At 58.6% G+C, this 21,064-nt stretch carries 19 protein-coding genes and 1 pseudogene; 2 read left to right on the top strand and 18 right to left on the bottom strand.

All coding sequences use genetic code 11. The annotated features are described in order from the left end of the window. Positions 1-8 precede the first annotated feature (8 nt). The 14 genes from RAD15_RS24235 to phnF all read right to left on the bottom strand — a co-directional run bounded on the left by RAD15_RS24235 (position 9) and on the right by phnF (position 15,914). Positions 9-500 (bottom strand): c-type cytochrome, encoded by a 492-nt coding sequence (locus RAD15_RS24235; protein ID WP_458180708.1) that lies wholly within the window; start codon positions 498-500, stop codon positions 9-11. 46 nt (positions 501-546) lie between these two features. Beyond that, positions 547-1,890, bottom strand: coding sequence for a DUF1552 domain-containing protein (locus tag RAD15_RS24230; RefSeq protein ID WP_458180707.1), 1,344 nt, complete (start codon positions 1,888-1,890; stop codon positions 547-549). A 12-nt stretch (positions 1,891-1,902) separates the two neighbouring features. Continuing rightward, a complete protein-coding gene (locus tag RAD15_RS24225; RefSeq protein WP_458180706.1) occupies positions 1,903-3,612 on the bottom strand; it encodes a DUF1592 domain-containing protein in 1,710 nt (569 codons plus the stop codon). 329 nt (positions 3,613-3,941) lie between these two features. Further along, entirely contained in the window at positions 3,942-5,171 is a 1,230-nt protein-coding gene (locus tag RAD15_RS24220; RefSeq protein WP_458180705.1) for a hypothetical protein, read from the bottom strand. Positions 5,172-5,224: 53 nt separating this feature from the next. Continuing rightward, entirely contained in the window at positions 5,225-6,229 is a 1,005-nt protein-coding gene (locus RAD15_RS24215) for a succinylglutamate desuccinylase/aspartoacylase family protein (protein WP_458180704.1), read from the bottom strand. Positions 6,230-6,263: 34 nt separating this feature from the next. Further along, on the bottom strand, positions 6,264-7,025 hold the full coding sequence (locus tag RAD15_RS24210) for an energy transducer TonB (protein ID WP_458180703.1): 762 nt from the start codon (positions 7,023-7,025) through the stop codon (positions 6,264-6,266). A 13-nt stretch (positions 7,026-7,038) separates the two neighbouring features. Then, complete coding sequence (locus tag RAD15_RS24205) at positions 7,039-7,434, bottom strand: ExbD/TolR family protein (protein ID WP_458180702.1); 396 nt, start codon at positions 7,432-7,434, stop codon at positions 7,039-7,041. Between the two features lie 3 nt (positions 7,435-7,437). Continuing rightward, the gene (locus RAD15_RS24200) at positions 7,438-8,121 is read right to left on the bottom strand and encodes a MotA/TolQ/ExbB proton channel family protein (protein WP_458180701.1); all 684 of its coding nucleotides are present in this window, start codon (positions 8,119-8,121) and stop codon (positions 7,438-7,440) included. Positions 8,122-8,148: 27 nt separating this feature from the next. Next, a complete protein-coding gene (locus RAD15_RS24195; RefSeq protein ID WP_458180700.1) occupies positions 8,149-10,284 on the bottom strand; it encodes a TonB-dependent receptor in 2,136 nt (711 codons plus the stop codon). A gap of 327 nt (positions 10,285-10,611) precedes the next feature. Next, entirely contained in the window at positions 10,612-11,886 is a 1,275-nt protein-coding gene (locus RAD15_RS24190; protein ID WP_458180698.1) for an extracellular solute-binding protein, read from the bottom strand. Next, positions 11,883-12,704, bottom strand: coding sequence for a carbohydrate ABC transporter permease (locus tag RAD15_RS24185; protein WP_458180697.1), 822 nt, complete (start codon positions 12,702-12,704; stop codon positions 11,883-11,885). The genes RAD15_RS24190 and RAD15_RS24185 overlap by 4 nt, the downstream gene beginning before the upstream one ends. 8 nt (positions 12,705-12,712) lie before the next feature. Next, a complete protein-coding gene (locus RAD15_RS24180) occupies positions 12,713-13,633 on the bottom strand; it encodes a carbohydrate ABC transporter permease (RefSeq protein WP_458180838.1) in 921 nt (306 codons plus the stop codon). Beyond that, positions 13,633-14,799, bottom strand: coding sequence for an ABC transporter ATP-binding protein (locus tag RAD15_RS24175; RefSeq protein ID WP_458180837.1), 1,167 nt, complete (start codon positions 14,797-14,799; stop codon positions 13,633-13,635). The genes RAD15_RS24180 and RAD15_RS24175 overlap by 1 nt, the downstream gene beginning before the upstream one ends. A gap of 359 nt (positions 14,800-15,158) precedes the next feature. Beyond that, positions 15,159-15,914 carry a phosphonate metabolism transcriptional regulator PhnF gene (gene phnF, locus RAD15_RS24170; RefSeq protein WP_458180696.1) on the bottom strand — a complete coding sequence of 252 codons (756 nt, stop codon included), beginning with the start codon at positions 15,912-15,914 and terminating at the stop codon, positions 15,159-15,161. A gap of 167 nt (positions 15,915-16,081) precedes the next feature. Here phnF and RAD15_RS24165 point away from each other — a divergent pair, with 167 nt between their 5' ends. Both RAD15_RS24165 and RAD15_RS24160 read left to right on the top strand, forming a co-directional pair. Beyond that, positions 16,082-17,224 (top strand): aminotransferase-like domain-containing protein, encoded by a 1,143-nt coding sequence (locus tag RAD15_RS24165; RefSeq protein ID WP_458180695.1) that lies wholly within the window; start codon positions 16,082-16,084, stop codon positions 17,222-17,224. A 46-nt stretch (positions 17,225-17,270) separates the two neighbouring features. Next, on the top strand, positions 17,271-18,140 hold the full coding sequence (locus RAD15_RS24160; RefSeq protein WP_458180694.1) for a phosphonopyruvate hydrolase: 870 nt from the start codon (positions 17,271-17,273) through the stop codon (positions 18,138-18,140). A 57-nt stretch (positions 18,141-18,197) separates the two neighbouring features. Here RAD15_RS24160 and RAD15_RS24155 read toward each other — a convergent pair whose 3' ends face one another. From RAD15_RS24155 to RAD15_RS24140, 4 genes and pseudogenes are all read right to left on the bottom strand, one after another. After that, positions 18,198-18,530 carry a DUF2274 domain-containing protein gene (locus RAD15_RS24155; RefSeq protein ID WP_458180693.1) on the bottom strand — a complete coding sequence of 111 codons (333 nt, stop codon included), beginning with the start codon at positions 18,528-18,530 and terminating at the stop codon, positions 18,198-18,200. After that, a pseudogene (locus RAD15_RS24150) lies at positions 18,527-18,676 on the bottom strand (TrbI/VirB10 family protein); the annotation flags it as partial. The pseudogene RAD15_RS24150 and the gene RAD15_RS24155, both read right to left, overlap by 4 nt. A gap of 224 nt (positions 18,677-18,900) precedes the next feature. Continuing rightward, positions 18,901-19,983: a cytochrome-c peroxidase gene (locus RAD15_RS24145; RefSeq protein WP_458180836.1), complete on the bottom strand. Its 1,083-nt coding sequence runs from the start codon at positions 19,981-19,983 to the stop codon at positions 18,901-18,903. Positions 19,984-20,218: 235 nt separating this feature from the next. Then, positions 20,219-20,392, bottom strand: a complete 174-nt coding sequence (locus RAD15_RS24140; protein ID WP_458180692.1) for a hypothetical protein — start codon at positions 20,390-20,392, stop codon at positions 20,219-20,221. Between the last annotated feature and the right edge of the window lie 672 nt (positions 20,393-21,064).

Raw genomic sequence — 21,064 nt, 5'->3', positions numbered from 1 at the left:
GGAACGCCCTAGTCTTCATCTTTTTCGTAATCGGGGGAACGATAGCTGTCGTGGCAGGCCTTGCAGACCTTACCCATCGCCTCCGCCTCCGCTTTCAGCGCATTGCCATCCTTGCTGAGCGCCGCTTGATTCAACTTGGCGGCTTCGTCTTGAGCCGCCTTGCCCAATTTTATGAAGTCCTCGTTTTTCTCCCAGATGGACGGCAATGCATAGGTTTTGGCGCCGGACTCGGGGCCGCTGCCCTTGGGAAACCAGTTCAGCAGGTAAGCGCTGCGGTCCTTGAGGGTCTGGGCGTTGGGCACGACGATGTTATCCCAATCTATTCGTCCCTTCTTGAGTTCGTCACTGATCGCCTTCAAGGCGCCGCCCATGTCGCGCAATTTATCTCGACGCGGCTTGATCTGTGCGACTTCCGCCGGACCGGCGGCAGCCTCCAAGAAAGCAAAACTGAGCGCGACACATACTGCTGCGGCGACACAACGAAAGCTCAGGACAGGCATACGAACAAACACTCCCAACCGAAGTGACGGTCACACTGGTGGTGGATCAAACGGACGATGTCAGTAGATCGGTGTAAGGCTGCCTGACTTCCATGGAGCCCTTGCCCCAGACGTCAAGCGGCACGCCCATGGCCTTCTGGATGGTCAGGCCGACGCGTGACACCGGACTAGAATCGCCAGTGACATGGAAGCCCGCCTTCATGCGGCCGCCGGCGCCACCGGCGACAAAGATCGGAAGGCCATCCACGGCATGGATCTTGGCGAAGCTCTGGTCGGTAAAGGCAAAGACCAGGCTGTGGTCGAGGACAGTGCCGTCGCCTTCGGGAACCGCATCCAGTTCCTTTAGGAGCATGGCAAACAGTTCCATGTTGTCGAGATTGTACTGTGCGACCTTGGGCTGATAGCCGAACACGGGATCGATCGGCTCTTCATGAGTGGACTGGTGATAACCCAGCGAATCCCCGGGCACGAAGATCTGGGACGTGGGCTCCGAGACGCTGAGATTGAACACCCGGGTCTGGTCGGTTGCCAGGGCCAAGGCCCCTAGCCGCGCCATCAAAGGAGTGACGCTACGCAGGTTCGGCAACGCGTTGTTACACACCATTTCGGGGGGCGCCGGGGGAATGGTCACCTTGGCCTTGATTTCAGGGCGCTGCAATTGCGCGGCCATCTGCAATTCGGCCTCTCGCACCGAGGTGAAATACTGATCCATGCGGGCACGATCGGCTGCACTCAGATTTTGCATGACCCGCTTGCGATTGTCGGCCACCACCGACAGCACGCTTTGCTGGATCATGACTTGCGGATCGGGTTTCCAGTCGCCCTTGGTTGGATCCTGGAAACCCGGCCCAAACAGGCGGGTGTAAAGCGCCAGAGGCGAGGTTTCTGCCGGAATGGCATTGGCGGCACCAAGGCTGGAAAGGCTCTGCTTGGGATCGCCGGCGGCGGAAGCCGAAATCGATTTGAAGCGGGCGCCGTGCGAAATCACGTCGGCGATCTGCTGGTCGATGGTCTTGGATTCGAACTCGTTCAGCTTGGTGGGAGAAATGCCCGTGGCAGCAGCCGCCGCGCCGGACCAGTGCTGGTAGTTAGGATTGTCGTCCAGGGGGACACGCAGTCCGCTAAACACGTTCAACTTGTTGCGGAAGGGCTCCAGCGGCTTGAGCTGGGAGGTCATCTCATATTCTTTGCCGGCGATCTTGGGGATCCACAGCTTGCTCGTCAGGCCCAGCCCGAAGAAGAAAGTGTTAAAGCGCTTGGGAAGCGGCCGTCCGGTCGCGGCGAGCGCCTTGCCTTTGCTGTCCAGGAAGCAATCAAGGAACGGCAAGCCCATGACGGCCAAGGCGCCCTGACATGTGCCGCGAAGCAGAAATCTGCGATCAACCTTCATGACGGATTCCTTCTATTGGGGCGTGATCTTGCTCGCGGTCCCAGCGGCTTCGGGTAGAGGCACACGGAAGTAGTCCTTGTCCTCGACCATGGCCTTCAGCAGGGCACGCATGCGGAAACCGGACTCTTTGAAAGCCTTGTTGGCAGTCCGGAAGGCGGAAGCGGGAATGTCTTCGCTATTCTCGCCGCGGGAATAGGCGAAGACCTTGCGCGCCAGACAGGCCGTATATTTGGGATTGTCGTGCAGGAACTGGCCCAGCCCCTCGGCACCTACAAAATGCTTTCCTTGGATCGTGGCCGATACATCGATCAGCCTGTCATTCTCCATGGTGCGGCGCTGACCGATGGTGTCGAAGCCTTCCAGCGACAGACCGATCGGATCGCTGTGAGTGTGACAAGAAGCGCAGGCGCTGTTGGTGGTGTGGGCCATCAGGCGCTCGCGCACGGTCTTTAACGGGCCACTGGTATCATTGACCACCGAGAAATCCACATTGGCCGGCGGGGTCGGCGTGGGCTCGCACAGCAAGATATCCATCACTGCCACGCCGCGCTTAGTGGGCGAGCTGCGGCCGGGATGAGAGAACATGGCCAGCGTGCTGGCGCGGGTCAGAATGCCGCTGCGCCCGGAATCCGGAGCGAATTCGTACGACACCCAGTCGCCCTTGAACTGGAACGGCAGCTGATAGTCAGCCGCGAGGTCGCGGTTGAGGAAGGTCTTGCGCGTGGTCATCAGGTCGCGCATGTCGCCATTCTCATGCAGCGCCAGGTCGATGGCGGTACGCAGCGTCTCTTCCTTCGCCGCGGCCGCGATGCCTGAGCTCCATTTGGGATAGAGGATGCTGTCCTTGGATACCGTGTCGAAATTGTCGAGCTCCAACATGTCGTTGAAAAAGGCCCGCATGCCGACCTCGAGCCGCGGCGAGGACATCAGCCGCTCGACCTGCTTCTCAAGCCCGGCAGGCGTGTCGAGGTCACCCCTCCCGGCCGCCTCGAGCAATTCTGTGTCCGGCGTGGAATCCCACATCAGGTAACTGAGGCGTGTCGCCCGGCTGTAAGGATCCAGGGCCAATTGCTCGTTGCCGGCCGGCACAACCGTTTCCATGCGAAATACGAAATCCGGCGCCTGAAGCAAGCTAGCCAGGCCATAGCGCAAGCCGGCGTAGAAATCGTTCTGCGACTGAGCCAAGCCGTGACTCAGGTTGACGGCGCTTTTGATCTCGACCTCTGTCAAGGCGCGGCGGTATAATTGTCGGCCATAAAAGCTCAGCACCTGGGTGGTACAGGCATCATCGGGCTCGTTCGGAGCCCTAGGTGCACAGGGCAGCTTGGCGCGGTATTTTTCCCCCGAAACCTGAGCGGCAATGCTGTCCGCCATTTTGGTGAAGGACTCGAAGCCGACGGGCGTCACCGAAAGCACGGAGGTGCTGGACGCCTGCAAGCCGCCAACCCGGATAGTCGGCTCGAAGGAGCCTCGCACTTCGATCTCCTTCCCGAAAATGTCGGCAATGGAGTTGCGATACTCCGCTTGAGTCAGGCGCCTCATGCTGACGACTTGGGCATTGGTGGCAGCCGCGGCGGACGCAATGCCGAGTGCATCGGGCGCCAATACGGTGAGAGATAAAAAGGACACCACGCAGGCGTCCCGGCTCGCGCCTCGCGCGTTTGCGACGGTGGAGAGTATCCACCTCCTGAACGCGCCCTCGAATTCTTTGCCTATGGTCACAATAGCATCGCTCCTTCGTACGCTTGCCCAGCCGATTCATTCGTCCTGACCGCGTGAGCGATCGTGCGGGCAATTCGTAGTATTCCCACTCAAGTCGTTGCTGCGCTCATACGCACCTCCGGCTATCTATCGGTTATAGAATTATAGAACACTAATACATGTGAATGACCATTCCGTGACATGTCGATCGGCATCGACTTCGATTGATGGGATGCCGACCTTCCAAGTGGCCCATTGCCGCTTAGCGCTTTCTCCTGCTCCGTGCTCGGGTTCACTACTGTGCTTGGAGCGCGTCTTCAGGAGCTGCGTGACCGGAGGCTGGTACTCGGTCATGGCCTTTTTTGCCCTGACAGCAAGGGCAAGGAAGTTGCGTCTCTCAGGATCGGGCAACGCTCTGCTTCCTTCAGCTCTGTCTCTCGAACGACTACGACAAGAATCCTGGTGTCCTTCGCGACAGCGCATTCCAACTTTTCTCCTGATGCGAGGAGCGGCGCCATGGTCACCTGCAACTCCTCGAATTGTTTGCACAGATCCTCAATATGCGATGCGGTTTGCGCAGCGCCTTCGCATCCAAGAAAGAAGAAATGACCGCCCTCTACGTGTCGACAAAGTCGGCTTGGGAGCTGCGAAGCTAAGTCTCGCAAACGGCTCCATGCGACGTCTGTTGCCGCCATCGATTTTGCGGCAGAATATTCGGTGAAGAGCTTCTGGCCGTTCAGGAAACCCCACGTCGCATGATCGGTAAGAGCATGCCGTGCATCGCTTATGCGCGTAGGTGTGATCACGCCGGTGAAGGGATACTCGGCGTAGTTGAAAGTTCCCAGATCAGCGATTGTATCGAGGAGGGAGTTGTTTTCCAGACAAGCTCGCTGATGAGGCTCCCCCCGCAACCTGATCGGAGTATTCACAACGTAGTACGCCGCATATCCGGCAGCGTCGATGATCTCTGTCCCCCGCCAGTTGATGTCACGGAGAAAGGATTCGTTGCGGAGGGAAAGACCGACATCATCCGTCCCGGTTCTCCAGAAACCTTCCGACGTAAACGGCACTCCTTCTGGTTCCGGGCGAACCATGCCGGGCAATGGCGGAGTCGCTGCGAGTGCGATGAAACCGGGCATCTCGAGACCCAAACGGCGCGCGGCGACATTGAACGCCCGACTGGCCCGGCCCGCCATGCTCCATCCGAGCGGCACAATCGGACCGCGCAAACCTCTCGTTTTGACGATTTCGGCCGTGATCGCCACGGCGGCGTTTGCCCAATCCGTCACCGTGAGATCTGGCAGGTGGCGCTGGAAAGCACGATGATCGGATGGATAGGAAAGGGCGATGAGACCCATGCCGATCTTCTCGAGCCAGTAGTCGAGAAAATCCTCTGCCCGGCTGCCCGGGTGACCGTAGAACACTCTTGCCAGATGGCCTGCGCCAGGAAGTCCGACGATAGTAGGAGATCCTGGCAAGCCGGGACGCACATATGCGATGGCAGGAATGCCGGAGACTTCTATCAGAAACTCCGCCGGCAGCAGGCCGTCCAGGTCGTGCTGTGTTAAACCTGTTTTCATTGTAATCCGTGTGCCAAGCGCGGCGGACTTACGAGAGCCGATCTGGTGCTGGTTCAGCCATCAAGGTCTTCAGCAAAGACCATCAGCCCGTCGCCCCTGCGTGCAAGACCCATCGCACGCCGACAGATGAGCGTTCCGGAAACATTTGAGTGGACCGTGAACGGTTCGCGCCAAGGTACTTCCGGCGTGAGGATTTGCCCCAACGGCTGGTTTGGCGAAACGCGCGCGCCAAGCTCGATGAACGGCTCGAAAACGCCTGTGCTCTCGGCGTAAACGTAATAACTGGTGTACGGACCAGGTCGCCTGAGGATTTTCATTGGACTTGGTGGAGGCAGATTTGCGATGGCAGCGGAATCGAGTGCTCCGAGATGAGTGAGCACGCGAAGCACGCCGGCTTCTCCGAGCGCGACCGCTTCCGGCGATACCCCGCCCCCGCCTGCGAGCTCCGAGCCAAGGCGCTCGATACCAGCGCGGCGGCACGATCCAATCGTTCCCACGTCCGTAGTTGGTGGCTCGGAGAAGACGTAGCCGAGAGGCGATCCGAAGGCGCGGAGTATGCCGAGCAGTCTGGTTCGGACAGCTTCGTCTTCAGTATCGGTGACGCTTGGAGCGGGCAAATAGTTGAGCGAATTTCCACCGGAATGAAGATCGATGAGAAAATCAGAATTTGGAATCAGCGTTTTCTCGATAAAGTCTGCGATACGTTCGGTCGGCGTGCCCCGGGGATTGCCGGGGAAACTGCGATTCAAATTGCCGTTGTCCAGCGGCGACGTTCTCGTGCCGGCCAATGCCGCCGGCAAATTGATCGCGGGAAGAAGTAGGAGGCGCCCGCGGACGTGACGAAGGTCCAGCTCGCGCGCCAACCTCGTCAATATGATCTGGCCTTCGAATTCATCGCCATGGTTTCCCGCCATGAGCAGGATCCGTGGCCCCTCGTCGTTGCTCAACGCGACGATGGGTATTTGAATCTGCTGGTAAGCAGAATCGTTCATCGACGACGCAAGGCTGATGCTTCCTGTTTGTTTGCCCTTCCTGTCGAGGTCTATATTCAATCTCACTGCGGCCCTCCGCTCGAAAATATCGTTTCGGTGATTACTGTCCCGCCTTGAATTCAACGTAAACGCTGAGATGAAGCGTTTGATGGCTCAGTTCGGGGGGCGGAGCCGGATAATGCGCGCTTCTGACGGTGGCGAGTGCAGCCTGATCGAGAAGCGAAGAGCCGCTTGATTGCGCCAAGCTCACTCCTGACACGCGTCCATCAAGAAATGCAAACGTGACGCGCGCACGACCATGCTGACCTGAGGCGCGCGCGGATGCCGGATAGACCAGCGCGCTTTCGACGGCTCGCCGCATCTGGCCTTGAAAGCTCGACATCGCGCCGGCGCTCGGCGCTGAGCTAGCCGCCGCCTGTTGCTGCGCGGGACGCGGAGCCGGTTTCCGGTGAACCTGCTGCGGCGGTTTTGCCGGCTTCGGCCGCACGACCGGCGCCTCCGCCTTCGGAGGCGGCGGAGTGGATTCTGGTGGAGCAAGCTCTGCCGGCGGTGGAGGGACCTCCGGGGGCGGTGGCGTAACCTGAGGCTCTTCGGGTACCGGGGGGGTCTCTTCGGGCACCGGCGGAGTTTCCGCGACCATCGGAGGAGGATCCGCCGGAGCATCGGCCGGCACCGGTGGAGCAGCCACCAGCGAGATCTGCATGGTCGGCGCCGGCTGTTCGTTTTTAGCCGGGCGTTGTGTGAGCCAGCCGACGACCGCAAGAAAACAGAGGCCCTCCAGCAATAGTGCGACGGCAAAGGACGCGGGTAGCGCGGAGCGTTCCTGCGGTGGGCTGAAATGGTCGGCTGTCGCGATGCTCACAACGATTGCACTCCTACTTGGCGTCCTTCGCGGCGAGCCCGACCTGGACAATGCCGGCTTTGCGGCACGCGTCCATCACAGCGAGCAGATTCTGCAGCGTTGTGGTGCCGGCTCCGGCAATGGTAACGGCAGCGTGCTCTCGGTCCGGCTCGGCGGCCAATTTGGCCGTCAGATCGTCGACAGTCAGTTTTTGACCATCCGTTTCGATGGCGCCGTCGGCAAACAGGGTAACGACGATCTTGGGGTGGGGCAGATCCTGTGTGGTGCTGCTTTGCGGAAGCTGCGAGGCGATGCCGGTCGCCGGGATCATGCGCAGTGTGATCATGATGAAGAACACCAGCAAGAATAGCATGATGTCGATCATCGGAATGATTTCTATGCGGCCTTTCCGCACCTCCAAATATCGCATCGGTTAGGTCCCCGTATTCGCAACTGGATGGATTGCGGGATTGTAAGCACGTCTTTCCCCTGAAGCTGTCCGAGGAGCATCGAGGCGGTTGACCATGGAAATCTTCAAAGTCTCGAGTTGATGAACGATGAGCCGCGTCCAGTTGTTGAGACTGTTGAAGCAAACGAGGCCGACGATGGCGATGAGCAAACCGCATGCGGTCGCGATCAAAGCCTCGCCGACGCCGCCGGTGATCTGGGTCGCTGCGTTGCCGGCATCGCCCAGGACCGCGAACGCTTTGACCATGCCAGCGATGGTGCCGAGAAGGCCAAGCAAAGGCGCCAGCGTCACGATGGTGTCGAGGAGCCACAACCGGCTATCCAGCCTGGGAACCTGCCATAGGATTGATTCTTCCAGCAGCTCGGACAATCGATGCGGATCCTTAAGCTCGGGATGCTGCAGCGGCACTTCCAGCAAAGCGCGATGTGGCAGTCGCGGCGATTTCTCGACGAGGTCTGCTAGCGTCTTCCGGTCCAGGTACCCAAATTGCGCAACCGTACTGGTGACGCGTTTTCCGCGACGGATGGTCCGGCCAAGAAACCAGAAGCGATCGATAATCACGGTGAGCGCGATCAACAGCAGGACGGCCATTACATAGAGAATGCCGTCGGACTGCGCCGCGAGTTCGGTGAGACGGTCCAGAGTCATGTTCTTTCCTTTGGTGGTGATTTGCTGTCAGAACTGCACAGACAGGCTGCTATAGATGTTTCGGCCGACCTGCGTGTAGAACAGCGGCGTCGATGATCCGCCGGAGTACCCTGCAAAGTCTACGATCGCGTGACTGTTGAGTAGGTTATCGATCCCAAATTTTGCCGTAACCGCGGCCAGATTGGGCAGCGGGTTCTTGACCTTGTAGGTGACGGCCATGTCGAGCTGATTGAACGGCGATAGCGGTTGCTTTTCGCCGACATCGCCAAAGCGCTGGCCGACCCATTTGTCGGTCAACGAGGCATACCAGCTCCCCTCTTCGTAGATCAGGCCGGCTGCAGCCGTTGCGTTCGGCGCCTGGGCAACCCATTGCCCCGTCTTGACGATCTTCGCGCTATTGAGACTTCCGTTAGCGAAAAGGCTGAACCCGCTGCCGACGTGGACCGTTCCTTCGAGTTCCACGCCCTGGTAGATCGCGTCACCGGAATTGAAGTAGTTGGTAACCCCGCCGATCGTCTGTGATGCGATCATGTTGTTGAAGTTGATATAGTAGACGTCGCCAGCAAGCGTGAACGCCTTGCTCTGGTATGCCGTGCCAACCTGGTAGTTCCAGGTGGTTTGCGGTTGGACATTGGAGCCTTGGGACGTAAAAGGCGGCGTCAAGAAGCCTTCCGCAACCTGCGCATAAACCGACCAGTTGGGCGCCAGCTTATAGTTCGCCGCGAGCGAGGGCAGAGCCTTTCCCCAAGTCTGGGAGTAGTCCAACGGACCCCCCGTGTAAGGATCTTTGAGCGATGCGTAGCCGCGGGTAACGTAGGCGTACTTTGCGCCGGTTGTAATGGTGAGGTCCGGCAGCGCTTTCCAGTCCGCCTCGACATAGGGCTGAACAGTATCGAGTTGGAGGCCTTGGGCGTACTTGGTCGAGATGGGCTGCTGCAGTGTCATGTCGGCGTTGATGACAGCCCGGTAGCCCAGGAGGTGCTCGGCCCACGTCCCGAACTTCACATCGCCAAAAAAGGTGTCCTTGGTGAGCGCAAGCACGTCGCCATAGGCCCGATAGTTTGAGGGGTTGAAACTGCCGGGTACGTTGCTGGCGCCGTAGACCGTGCCTAGTTTGGAATTGTTACTGACATCATTTCCCAGAAGCAGTGCTGAGGTGTAGTATGCGTGCGTGTAGACCTTGTTATCGACATGCCAGCCGTCGCCGAAGTCGGATTTGAGACCGAGATATTCGAAGTCGGTCTGGAGCCTCCAGTGATTGTAGCCCGCATAATTCTGCTGGCTCGGGGCAGAGGATAGTCCATAGTTCGGGCCGTAAGCGGCGATTTGAGCGAGCGAAGCGCCCGAAAAATAATTGCGGATCTGATCATCATAGATCGATACGAAAGTGAGCGTCGTGCTGTCGCTGAGTGGCTGCTGAATTTTCAGCGCGGCGTTTTCGCGATCCTTCCCAGTGTTCGTGTAATAGCCGTCGCTCTTTGTGAACTGCGTGTCAAGGAACAGCGACGCACCGTTCGCACCCTTGATCTGACCGGAATCAAATTCAAGACCGTAAAGCTGGGTGTTGAAGCTGCCGTATCCCGTCGTCGCTGTCGTGGCCAAGGTTGACATCGGCGACTTGGTCTGCAGCCCCACAGTGCCGCCAAACGTTGCGTCACCCACGGTCGACGCCGTGCCCGGACCGCGGTCGACGGCGACCTGTCCGAGATCATTGGTCATGACAAAGGCCCCGAGACGCGGAGCAAGATTGAAAGGCCTAAACGGAATTCCGTCGAAGGTGACGTTGAACTGCCCGACCTGGAAGCCGCGGATCGACATTCTTCTATCATCCCCACCGGATCCGCTGGGCGAAGTCGACACGCTTGGCGCGACGTTGATGACCTTGTCGAAGTTGCTGGTCGCCGAAATATTGTTTTCGATATAGTGCCTGCTGATGACGGAGGTCGGCTGCGTCACGGTCAAGGGCGTTGTCGTCGGCGCTTGATAGACCGCGGAATTGACGTCGCCGGCATTGTCCGAGGTCTCGACGGTCCCAAGGTCCGTCGTCTGCTGGGCGCGCGCACCAGTCGCCCCAATCACCGGCGGAACGCTTGCAGCCAGCCAAAGCGCCGCGTAGTGACGCCTGATACCCCGCTGGCCTGCGGTACTTGAGACTCGTCGCATCTATAGGCCCTCCTGCTGCCCGTTTGATCGCCACGTCCTCATCGTCAGCGGCGCGCCTCTCTATTAGTTCTATAATTATAGTTGGTAAGATACGGTTTTGTGACAATCAGAAGATCGCGCATTTTTTCGCTTGGTGGTGCACCGGCGAGCTGCTTGGTGCTGCTGAGGGATGGACAATATCTGGCGCAATCGCAAAGCGAGGGCACGCGGCGCTCAAGCCAATGCAACGGGTTTAGGTTCTACCAAACGACGGCGCGCAAAAGCTGCGAATGCGCTCGTTTTTGGATGTCAACGAACGCCGGATCGCATCGCCAACGATCTATCGCATCATTTCGGCAGCTGAGTGCTGATGTCTTTGGCAAGGCGATCGAGCGCCGGAGCGGGAAGTTGTCGAAGTCTCATGACGTCGCCCACGCGATCCTCGATCATCATGTCAATCCGGCCAGCATTTTCGCCCGGGAAGGCATACCAGCCTCGACCACGCGGGATGGAACGCAGCGCCGCTTGCACATTTGGACGCGCCGCATAGTAATCGGCGACAGACCCAGACTTCGCGATCACGGTTTGGTTGGCGGGAACATAGCCGGTCGTCGTTGCGACCACAGTTTGCCCCTCTACGCCGGTTACGAATTTCATGAAACGCCATGCAAGGGCTTGTCGCGCCGGATCAGTCGTATGCATCACGACCGTTATGCCTGCGGTTGGAAGCGACGCGTCGGTTCCCGTCATCGGCAACGGAGCCGTGCCGATTTCGAAGCGGCCGGCCACCTCATTTTCAAAGGATGCAAGGCTGCTGCTCGAATCTAGCAGGATTGCGATCCGGGCTCCCGCAAACGCCTGCCGCGCCTGCGATTTGGTCATGTCGACCTTCGCTTGTCCGGCGAGACCGATGCGACGTATCAACTCCATTGCCTCTCGGCCGGCGCTGTCCGTAAAGCTGATCCGCGAGTCGTCGGAATTCATCATGGATCCGCCGAAGCAGCCCACCAGCCCTTGGAACATGAATGAGTTGTATTCGGAGAAAATTCCGAGGACCTGGATGTTTTCTGACTGAATGCGTCTGGCGACATCTAGCATGTCATCCCAATTGCTAGGGATTGAACCAGCTCCCTCCTGAACCTTTGAGACGAGAGATTTGTTATAAAAAATGATAGGAAAGGACATCCCGACACCCAGACCGTAGGTCGTTTTCCCGACGCGGCCGGCGGATACGATCGAGGAGGAGTAGAGTTGTGGATTCCACGCAGGATCGGCATTCATGAACTGGTCCAGCGGGACCAGCAAGTCGCGGTCGGCGAGGAGGCGGAGATAGTTCGAGCCCTGAAAGGAGACGTCCGGCAAGTCACCGAAGATTGCCATTCGCAGAGTTTGTCGCATGATCGCAGGCTGGTCGAATTGCGAGACGTCAAGATCGATGCGAACGCCGGGGTTCTCTCGCTCGAACGCGGATGCCAGGGCGCGAAAGGTTTTTGAGAACGTCGAGGGCGCTGCGGAGACTCGCAAGACGGCAGAATGGGCGCAGGCAATGTGTCCGATCAAAACGCCTCCGACGACTACCGCTGCAAGCAAGCAACGCAGGCTCACAATCTTCAGAACGTTCATTTGATGCTTCCGGCCGTGAGTCCGTCGATAAACCAACGCTGCGCGGCAAAAAACGAAATGATTAATGGCGCGACAACCAGACTAGCCGCTGCCATCAAGGGGCCGTAATCATTGCCGCTTTCTGCATTGGCGAAGGTGACGATGCCGAGTGACGGAGGCATGAACTCTTGAGAGTGCACCACGAGGAGTGGCCAGAACAGATCGTTCCAGTGGCTGACGACCGAAACAATCGAAAAGGTGATGACGGCAGGAAACGACATGGGCAGCATAATCCGCCACACGATGCTCAGCTCTGAAAGACCATCGAGGCGAGCGGCGTGAACAATATCGTCGGGGATGGACATAAAGAACTGGCGGAACAGGAAGATGCCGAAGGGTGAGACGACGAACGGGAAGATGAGCGCGGCATAAGTGTTCAGAATTCCGAACCAGTAGCAGAGAATGAACAATGGCAATGCCAACACCTGATGCGGGATCAGCAGACCGATCAGCACGCAACCGAAGAAGGTTTGGCGGCCAACGAAACGAATTTTGGCAAGCGCATAGGCGGCTGGCGCGCAAATGATGATTTGCAGCAGAAGGATCGCCACACATACGAGCACCCCGTTCAGCATGTATCTTGGCAAAGGCGCCGCGGTGAGCGCGCTGGTGTAGTTCTCCACCGCGAACCAATGCTCTGGCAGCAATGTAAAGCTGGACGAGAAGAGTTCGGCCGGCGGCTTTAGCGACAGACTCACCATCCAGATAAATGGCACCAGAACGAGCGAGCCGGTCGTGAGCAGTATAGCGTGGCGAGCAACGCCACGCAGGTTCTTCATGGGCGGGGTCATGGTCGGGGCGCCCGGCGGTTCACGACGCGCGTCTGAAGCGCGGCAAGAGCAATCACAATGATCAGGAAGATGACGGCGATGGCTGCTCCGTAACCGGTCCTAAAATACTCGAAACTCTCCCGGTACAGCGCGTACAAAAGCATGACCGAAGCGTCATCGGGCCCTCCCTTTGTCAGGATCTGGACGATATCGAAGGTTGCGAAAGCGCGGAGCGTCACGACAATGACCACGAAGAAGGAGACCGGAACCAGCGACGGGAGTGTCACGACCCGCAAGCGATCCAACACCCCATCGGCGCCATCGATATCGGCGGCCTCATAGAGGTCCTGCGGAATGGCTTTGAGGCCCGCGAGAAATAGCACCAGGGCCAAGCCGAGACTTTGCCAGATGCCGACGACGGCCAGTATGGGCAAGACCGTCGTCTCGCTACGCAGCCAATTGGCTGTCGGCAAACCAACAGCCCCAAATACCTGATTTACCAAACCGATCGTGGGATGCAGCAGCGCCTCCCACACGATTGCCATCGCTGCGAGCGAGGTCATAAACGGCAAGAAGTGGATTGCGCGATAGAAAGCGCGCAAGCTCTTGCCGCTTTCGATCAAGAGCGCCAGGGACAGTCCGAGAACCAACGTGCTTGGCACAACCATAAGGACGTAAATGGCCGTATTGCCGAGCGCCGCGCGGAAGGCGCGATCCTCAAGCAGACTGCTGAAGTTCGCTGCGCCAATGAACGACAGCGTCTTTGCCCCAAGATGCCAGTCGGTCATGGCGATCGCCAGAACGGCACCCGCCGGCAAGATGAACAACACAAGGATGAAGACCAAAGCCGGCCCCACCAGGAGATAGCCGGCAAACGTCTCCGAAGCTTCTGGATCGGCCCGCAACTGTCGGTCGACGACAGATAACTGTTCCGACATCACTCCGCATAACTCCGAAGCTGTGTAACTTGACCGCTGCCCTCAGAAAGCCGACGCCCATCGGCGGAAAACAGCAAGGCCTGTTCGCGTCGAACCCGCAGATGCACGGTTTGGTCGGATTGAAAGTTTGCGGCAAGCTCGACCGGAAGGCGCGCAACTAAAGGTTCGCTCGCGCCCAACACGTCGACATAAGCAAACAGATCGGCGCCAACGTGCTCAATATAGCGCAGTCTTCCCGTTAATGTGTTCAAGCCACCGCGGTCGGCAAACTGCAGCGACTCCGGGCGGATACCGAGCGTGACACTGTTTCCGGAGTCCAGCTTATAGTTGAGCGCAAGCGTAGCGCCTGCGACAGCCAAGCGTCCCTCCCCTCTTGCTGTTGCCTCGATCAGATTGATCTTGGATGTACCTATCAATTCGGCCACACGGCGATCGGACGGACAGGCGTAGATCTGCTGCGGCGAGGCGACCTGCGCGAGTTGACCATCCAGCATGACCGCGATGCGATCGGACATGGTCATGGCTTCCGTCTGGTCGTGGGTGACGTAAATGAAGGTTACGCCAAGACGACGATGCAGTTCCTTGATTTCGCCGCGCATCTGGACACGCAACTTCGCGTCCAGATTGGAGAGCGGCTCGTCCATGAGAAAGACTGCGGGATGACGCACCATCGCCCGGCCAACGGCCACGCGCTGGCGCTGGCCACCGGAAAGCTGGCTCGGCTTGCGCGCGAGGAGATGGTCGATCCCGAGCGCCTTTGCGGTGCGAGCCACTTCGGTCTTGATCCCGGTGCTCACCGAGCGAGCCTTTGGAAGCAGAGCACCTATGACGGGAAGTCGCTGCCAGGCCGAAAGCCGGCGCATTCTCAATGGCAGCGCCATGTTTTCCGAGACAGTCAAATGCGGGTAGAGCGCATATGACTGAAACACCATCGCAACATCGCGCTGCTTGGGACGAAGGTGATCGACCTTGACGCCGGCAACCTCGATCGTGCCGCAATCCTGCCGCTCGAGCCCCGCGATGATTCTGAGGAGGGTGGATTTACCGCAGCCTGATGGACCTAGAAGAGTGAGAAACTCTCCATCGTGGATATCGAGCGATATCCCATTTAGGACAGAGGCAGAGCCGAACGATTTAGACACTCGGCGGATTGATACGCCTGCCAAAAGATTCCCCATATATCTGGACGCCGATCGGCCGTCATGATTATAGAACCATTGCCGCATGACCGTTTGATGACGGACACGCCTTCGGCTCGATCCCCCGCGCCCCATGGCCTCAAGCGGGCCGAATTAGGGGTTTACGGCCGATCAATCGTTCTATAATGATGAGCAAGAGATTTCCAGAGGATACTTGCAACGAGCTGGCAGCTGACGGTGCTGGTGCGGGGGCCGGACCAAACACCTCCGATCCACCGGACCTGCATACGACCGCCGCTGCCGCCCGTGTCGGCCAGCTTCCGGGATAGTGCACCCTTCGGACGAGGGACCCATCGTTCGGGCACCATACCCCCGAAGCGAACGGATCAGATGTCGACGAGCAAGCTCACGCGGCCGGCACTGTAGCAGGTCTCGGCATACACGACCGGGCTGTCCTTGCTGTCAACCTGAACGACTTCCGTCAGTAGAATGTAAGCGCTCATCGGCATTTTCAGATGCGCTGCCTCGTCGCGGCTCGGCGGTCGCGCGCGAATCCGGATCGTTTTGCGCCGAAAGTCCTTTACGCCGATCGACTTGAATATCTTGCCGAAAGAAAAGTCGGCGGTGGGCGCCTTGCCAATGGCCTGGAACGCTTCCTCCACGCCAGGCATGCGCTGAAGCGGAAAATAATTGTAATTGTAGTTGACCGGAAACCCATCCGCTTCACCCAGCAGGGTCACGAAGAGGACCTGGCTGCCGGGCTTGACTTGGAGTGCCGTCCCGAGCTCGAGCGAGGCGCGCACCTTTTCGATCGCAATGATCGTGCGCGAAGGCGTGCGATTGCCGTCCCGCAGGTTCTGCTCGAACCAACTTCTGGCGCCGAGTCGCAATTCAATGGGATTTACAACGGCGTAGGCACCGCGCGAGCGTTCGATCCTTAGAAAGCCCTCCGCTTCCAGATGTGCAATGGCCCTCAATACCGTGTGTCGATTGACGCTGAAGCGTGCAGCAAGCAACTCGCTAGAAGGTAGGCGCTCGCCCGCCGCGAAGGCGCCACTTGCGATATCCTCGGCCAGCGCATCCCCGACCTGTCGCCATAGGCTGATACCCGCCCGCTCAATCCGATCTGAATTTTCCTTCACTACTGCATTTCCTATCAAGTCCGGCGCCGGGGGCACATGTAGACTGTTTTGCGAATAGCTGTATAGAACCTTTGACACGCATACGTCGTATGGTTATAGACTCAAACACCATCGCGGCCAGACTCTGCTGCGAGTCATCCCCTTGGCAGATATAAACCCAGCTTCTTATGGAAATCCAAGCACCGCAAATTTGCCGCCCCGATCATGAGATCTTGCCGATTGATTTTACTCGTTCGTTACCGCCTGCGGTGTCTGGGCTTGATGCCGAACTGGTTCGCGCGGTCGAGCGGCTTCGTTCTGAACACGGCTTCGACCGATTGATCCATGGTGGCATCGCGCGCGGCTCGTCAAGTGCAAGACTAGGTGGTGCGCGCTATCTGGCGCGACGGCTTGGTGAAGCCGTCGATATCGAACGCATCCTCACGACCAACGGAACGCAGAGCGCTCTGCTCGTCCTGTTGCATCACCTGGTTGGCAAAGGTGGCCGATTGCTGGCCGAACGCTTGTCCTATGGCGCCTTGCGTGAGCTTGGCGGTATCATCGGCCTGGAGTTGGTGGGGCTTGACGTCGATGAGGACGGGATCCTGCCTGACTCTTTCGAAAGAGCTTGCCGGAAGGGCGGGGTCCGCGCCCTGTACTGCAATCCCACGGTGCAGAATCCGACAACGGCGATCATGCCATTGTGCCGCCGGCTCGCTCTTGCAGAACTTTCTCGCCGTTACGGCGTGCCAATCATCGAGGACGATGCCCTTGGACGCTTGCATCCTGATGCCGTTCCACCGATTGCCAAGGTTGCGCCTGATGTTGTGTGGTATGTCATGAGCACGACAAAGGCACTCGCACACGGCTTACGCTTAGCGTACGTGGTGGCGCCTTCGGGAGCGGATTGCGATTCGGCGCTGGCACCGGTCGAGCGGCTCTCGTTCTGGACCGCCGCTCCACTCTTGGCCGCCGTCGTTGCGAGTTGGACAAGTTCGGGCAGGGCCGATTTAATTTCCGAGGCGATCCGAGAGGAGAGTACAGCGCGGGAGGCCGTCGCACGAGCCACACTGGGTCGGTTCGGTCTTGTGTCCAAACCCGGATCCATGCATGTCTGGTTGCCTTTGCCGGCACCGTGGAGCTGCGACAGCTTTGTACGGGCGGCGGCAGCTGCCGGCGTCTTGATCCGGAGCGCCGAGCGGTTTGCCGTTGACAATCAGGTCGTGCCAAACGCTGTGCGATTGTCGCTTTCAACGCCAACGAGCCTGGGAGCTGCTGAGGTCGGTATCAGACGCCTGGCAAATACCCTCAATCGCGGTCCCCTCGGATAGCCTATCAATGCGATTGGCCCCCATGCCTTGTGAACACGCCATTTAAGTGGAGACCTCAAAATTGCGAGAAGCATTAACTCGGAATCACCTGTTGCACGTCATGGCGGCTCATAGCCCCTTGTCCGCAAAACTTGCCGAGGAGGCCGGGTTCGATGGAATTTGGGCGTCCGGCTTTGAGCTCTCCGCCCTTTACGGTATGCCGGATCTGTCGTTCGTCAGCATGACTCAGCACCTTGACATGGTACGTGCGATGTCAGGTTCTATGCATTTGCCCATCGTTGCAGACATCGATACCGGCTATGGCAACGCCATCAACGTCACGCACGTGATTGCCGAATACGAGCGCGCCGGCGCCGCGGCGGTCGTCATAGAGGACAAGACATTTCCTAAGGTGTCCAGCCTTGCGAGCACGAGCCGGCAGGAGCTGCTCCGGATCGAGGAGTTTCAGGGCAAAATCGCTGCGGCTCTTGCCTCGCGGCAAGACCCCAACTTCCTGGTTATTGCTCGCACCGAAGCATTGATTGCGGGTCTCGGAGAGGCGGAGGCACTCAAGCGTGCGGCAGCTTACGAGGCGGCTGGCGCCGATATGATCCTCATCCACTCCAAGCAGAAGACGCCGGATGAGGTGGAGAGCTTTGTGCGCGCCTGGAGTGGCAATGCTCCAATCGCCATCGTGCCCACCGCGTATCCCGAGATGAATGAGGCCCGGATCTCCGCCCTGGGCAAGGTAAAGATGGTGATCTACGGCAATCACGCAATCCGTGCGTCCGTGACGGCAATGAAGGACGTCTTCGCGCGCATTCGCCATGACGGCGGCATTCACATGGTCAACAAGGATATCGTTTCCGTCGGAGAAATCTTCCGCCTGCAGGGAATGGACCGGGTGAACATCGCCGAGAAGCAGTTCCTGCGCTGACTTCTTCGAACTGTCCTAGCTGCCTCGCGTTTGCACGACGCTGCGCCATCTATTCGACTACGACGACGCCGGGGCTGAAAAAGGCCTATGAATCCGCATCGCTGCGTCTGTTCCTCGATCTGCTTCGCGCGCGCTATCCGGATCTCTCGGCTGCTCAGGGACGGACTGCGCAGCATGTCGCCGTGCTTTCACTAAAGCTCGGTTGGTCGCCATGAAATGCTCGACCATCGGCACAATCAACTTGGCGGGCTCGATCGGCTTGGTCGCGCCTCCACTACGCGTCGGAATCTCCGCGTAGCTCTGAAGATCCCTGTAAACCGCCGCCGGCAGCTCGATCGTCAGCGTCACTGGCTTGTCATCGGCCGGCGGCCCAAACTTGAGGTTTGTCATGGCGTACTTCCCTGAGCGTAAGACGTCAGCACGAAATCGCGCGTGACGATAACGTGGACCGGGAAACCTGGCTGGATGGTCAGCGTCGGCTTGATGTTGAGCTGGCGCAGCACGATCTGTTGGCGGTTCACCGACACACTGTTCGCCAGTATTAGCGGTGCTGTTACGGAGGCCAATCCTCATGGGTAAGTTGCGGGCGTCCTCCCTTGTGCGCGCTGGAGCTGATCTCTGCCAGTTCCTGATTTGTCACTTATTTCTCGCATCCTGCATATCGTTGTCTCGTTTGCAACGTCATGTGTAGCCGACGCCTGGCCTCCCGCACCGCAGTCGACACACTCAACAACGAGCAATGCCGCACGGAAGACACCTACTATTTGTCCAGCGACGGCAGCGGCGTCGTGTCGGTCCGCGTGGGCAATATCGGATACTCGATCTTGGGCAGCTGCCCGGTCAGCGAATTCAGAAACGCGACAATATTGTTCTTTTCCTTGTCGCCGAGCTTAACGCCAAGCTGAACTTCAGCCATCACGCCAACAGCTTGCTTCAGGCTCCAGACCTGACCCGAATGGAAGTATGGCGGTCGCAACGCGACGTTGCGGAGCGGCGCTGCACGAAAAACGTATTCGTCGCTCGCCACCTTTGTGACCGCGAATCGGCCTTTGTCGGCGGTGGGAAGCAGGCTTGCGCTGGGCTTTTCGATCGCACCAAACGGAAAATAATCCTGTCCGCCCACGTTGATTCCATTGTGACAGGAGGAGCATCCTGTTTCCATGAATAGCTTCAATCCTGCTTTCTGCTGATCATCGAGAGCAGTCGCGTTGCCTTCAAGGTACTGATCGAAAGGGGCCGCGGGCGTAATGAGAATCGCTTCAAAGGCCTCGATTGCCCGCGCGAAGTTGTCGAAGGTGACCGGCGCCACCTCGTTTGGGAATGCCTTCTTGAACATGCCCACATAGTCGTTCATCGAATTCAGCGTGCTGATCACATGATCTGGCGTCGCATTCATTTCGACACTTGCCTGCACGGGCCCCTTTGCTTGCGTCTTGAGGTCTGCGGCGCGACCATCCCAGAACTGCGCCACATTGAAGACTGCGTTATAGACGGTGGGAGCCCGACGTGGCCCTCGTTGCCAGCCGTGACCAACCGACGTCGGACCCGCATCGACTCCGCCTGTACCAAGATTGTGACAGGTATTACAGCTGATGATCCCACTAGCCGACACGCGGGGATCGAAGAACAGCATCTTACCAAGTTCGACCTTCTCGTGGGTGACCGGGTTGTCCTTCACCGCAGGAACGACCGAGGGGATCGGCTTGAAAGTCTGACGAGCAGCTCCCATCAAATCGCCATCCGCACCAGCTGATGATGAGATCAGGATCGCAACGACCGCAACACGTAGCGTGCGTACAAGGCGAAGCACCGGGACCGCTGACTTTCTTCGAATAAGTCTCATCGATACCGGTTCCGGGTAATTCGAGAGCACGATGCCACATTCGGCGCTCGCCTGCGCCCAACTCCACTCGATATTCATGCTTCAGGCCCCACAGTCAGTATTCAAACAGAGCAAGACGTCTCGGTCTTTGTTCACGCGTAGACCTATGGGACGTGATGCCGATCTTTTGGCACGATACGCCGGTACAAGCTGCGGCATATCTGCGTCCGCCTACGTGGCTCCTGTGTGAGCACTTCTATGCTGCACTTCGCCGGATCTGGTCGCCCGAACGCGCGCCGCCCCACACGCGCGAGAGCGGCTCAAGCGGTACCAGCAGCAGGATCTGTGACTTCCACTCCCGAAATAGGGCACGTCGAAGATTGTTGCGTTCTTGGATGTCGTTCGTGGAGATCAGGTCGCCGTCGTTCACGCGGGACTGCCTCCGCTGGAACTGGGGCTGCGATAAGCTGCTAATGGTTTGCTTCCTTCTAGCTGTTGTTTACGGGACGCACGCAAGCTGCGCGACGTCGGCAACCTTCTTCATAGAGACGACACCACGCACGCGGTCCTCCATAACTTCCGAGAACCTGAGATGAGAACAGCAAGTCTCGTACCAGTTGTGGTGCTCGCGAAGCCAGCTTGGAGACAAACGCTATGGAACATCAATGATCGATTGCGTCGCATAATGCGGTCGAAGCGCGCTACGTCGTAGATCGGACACCGCTGTTTCGATGGCCCGGAAATTGGCTGATATCGAACGAGGACGGCTGGGGGTGCGTTTGCTCACTGCATCTGTGCGAGAGCGAGACACACAACAGAAGTGAACGACTGCAACCACTCTCAACCGGGGATGGAAGACGTCGACCACGATTTCGGTGGATTACGCATGGCAACGCCAGGAGTAAGTCGGGACCACCAGGTTTTCCCCATGTCGTGCAACACGCGAAGCTGCAAGCAGACGAGGTTCGCTGGCTGTCAAACGCGTGCGCTCTTCGACTTTTCAGCGGCCAACGATCGAATGTCCTGGGATTTGTTGAGGGGTAGCCGCCCCTTTACAAGAAGATGGAACGCGTTGTGCCGCGGTCAACTACCAGCGCTGGCA

The sequence above is a fragment of the Bradyrhizobium sp. 14AA genome (genome assembly GCF_054185205.1).
The sequence above is the reverse complement of the archived record's forward strand: the minus strand, read 5'-3'. Positions and strand labels throughout refer to the sequence as shown.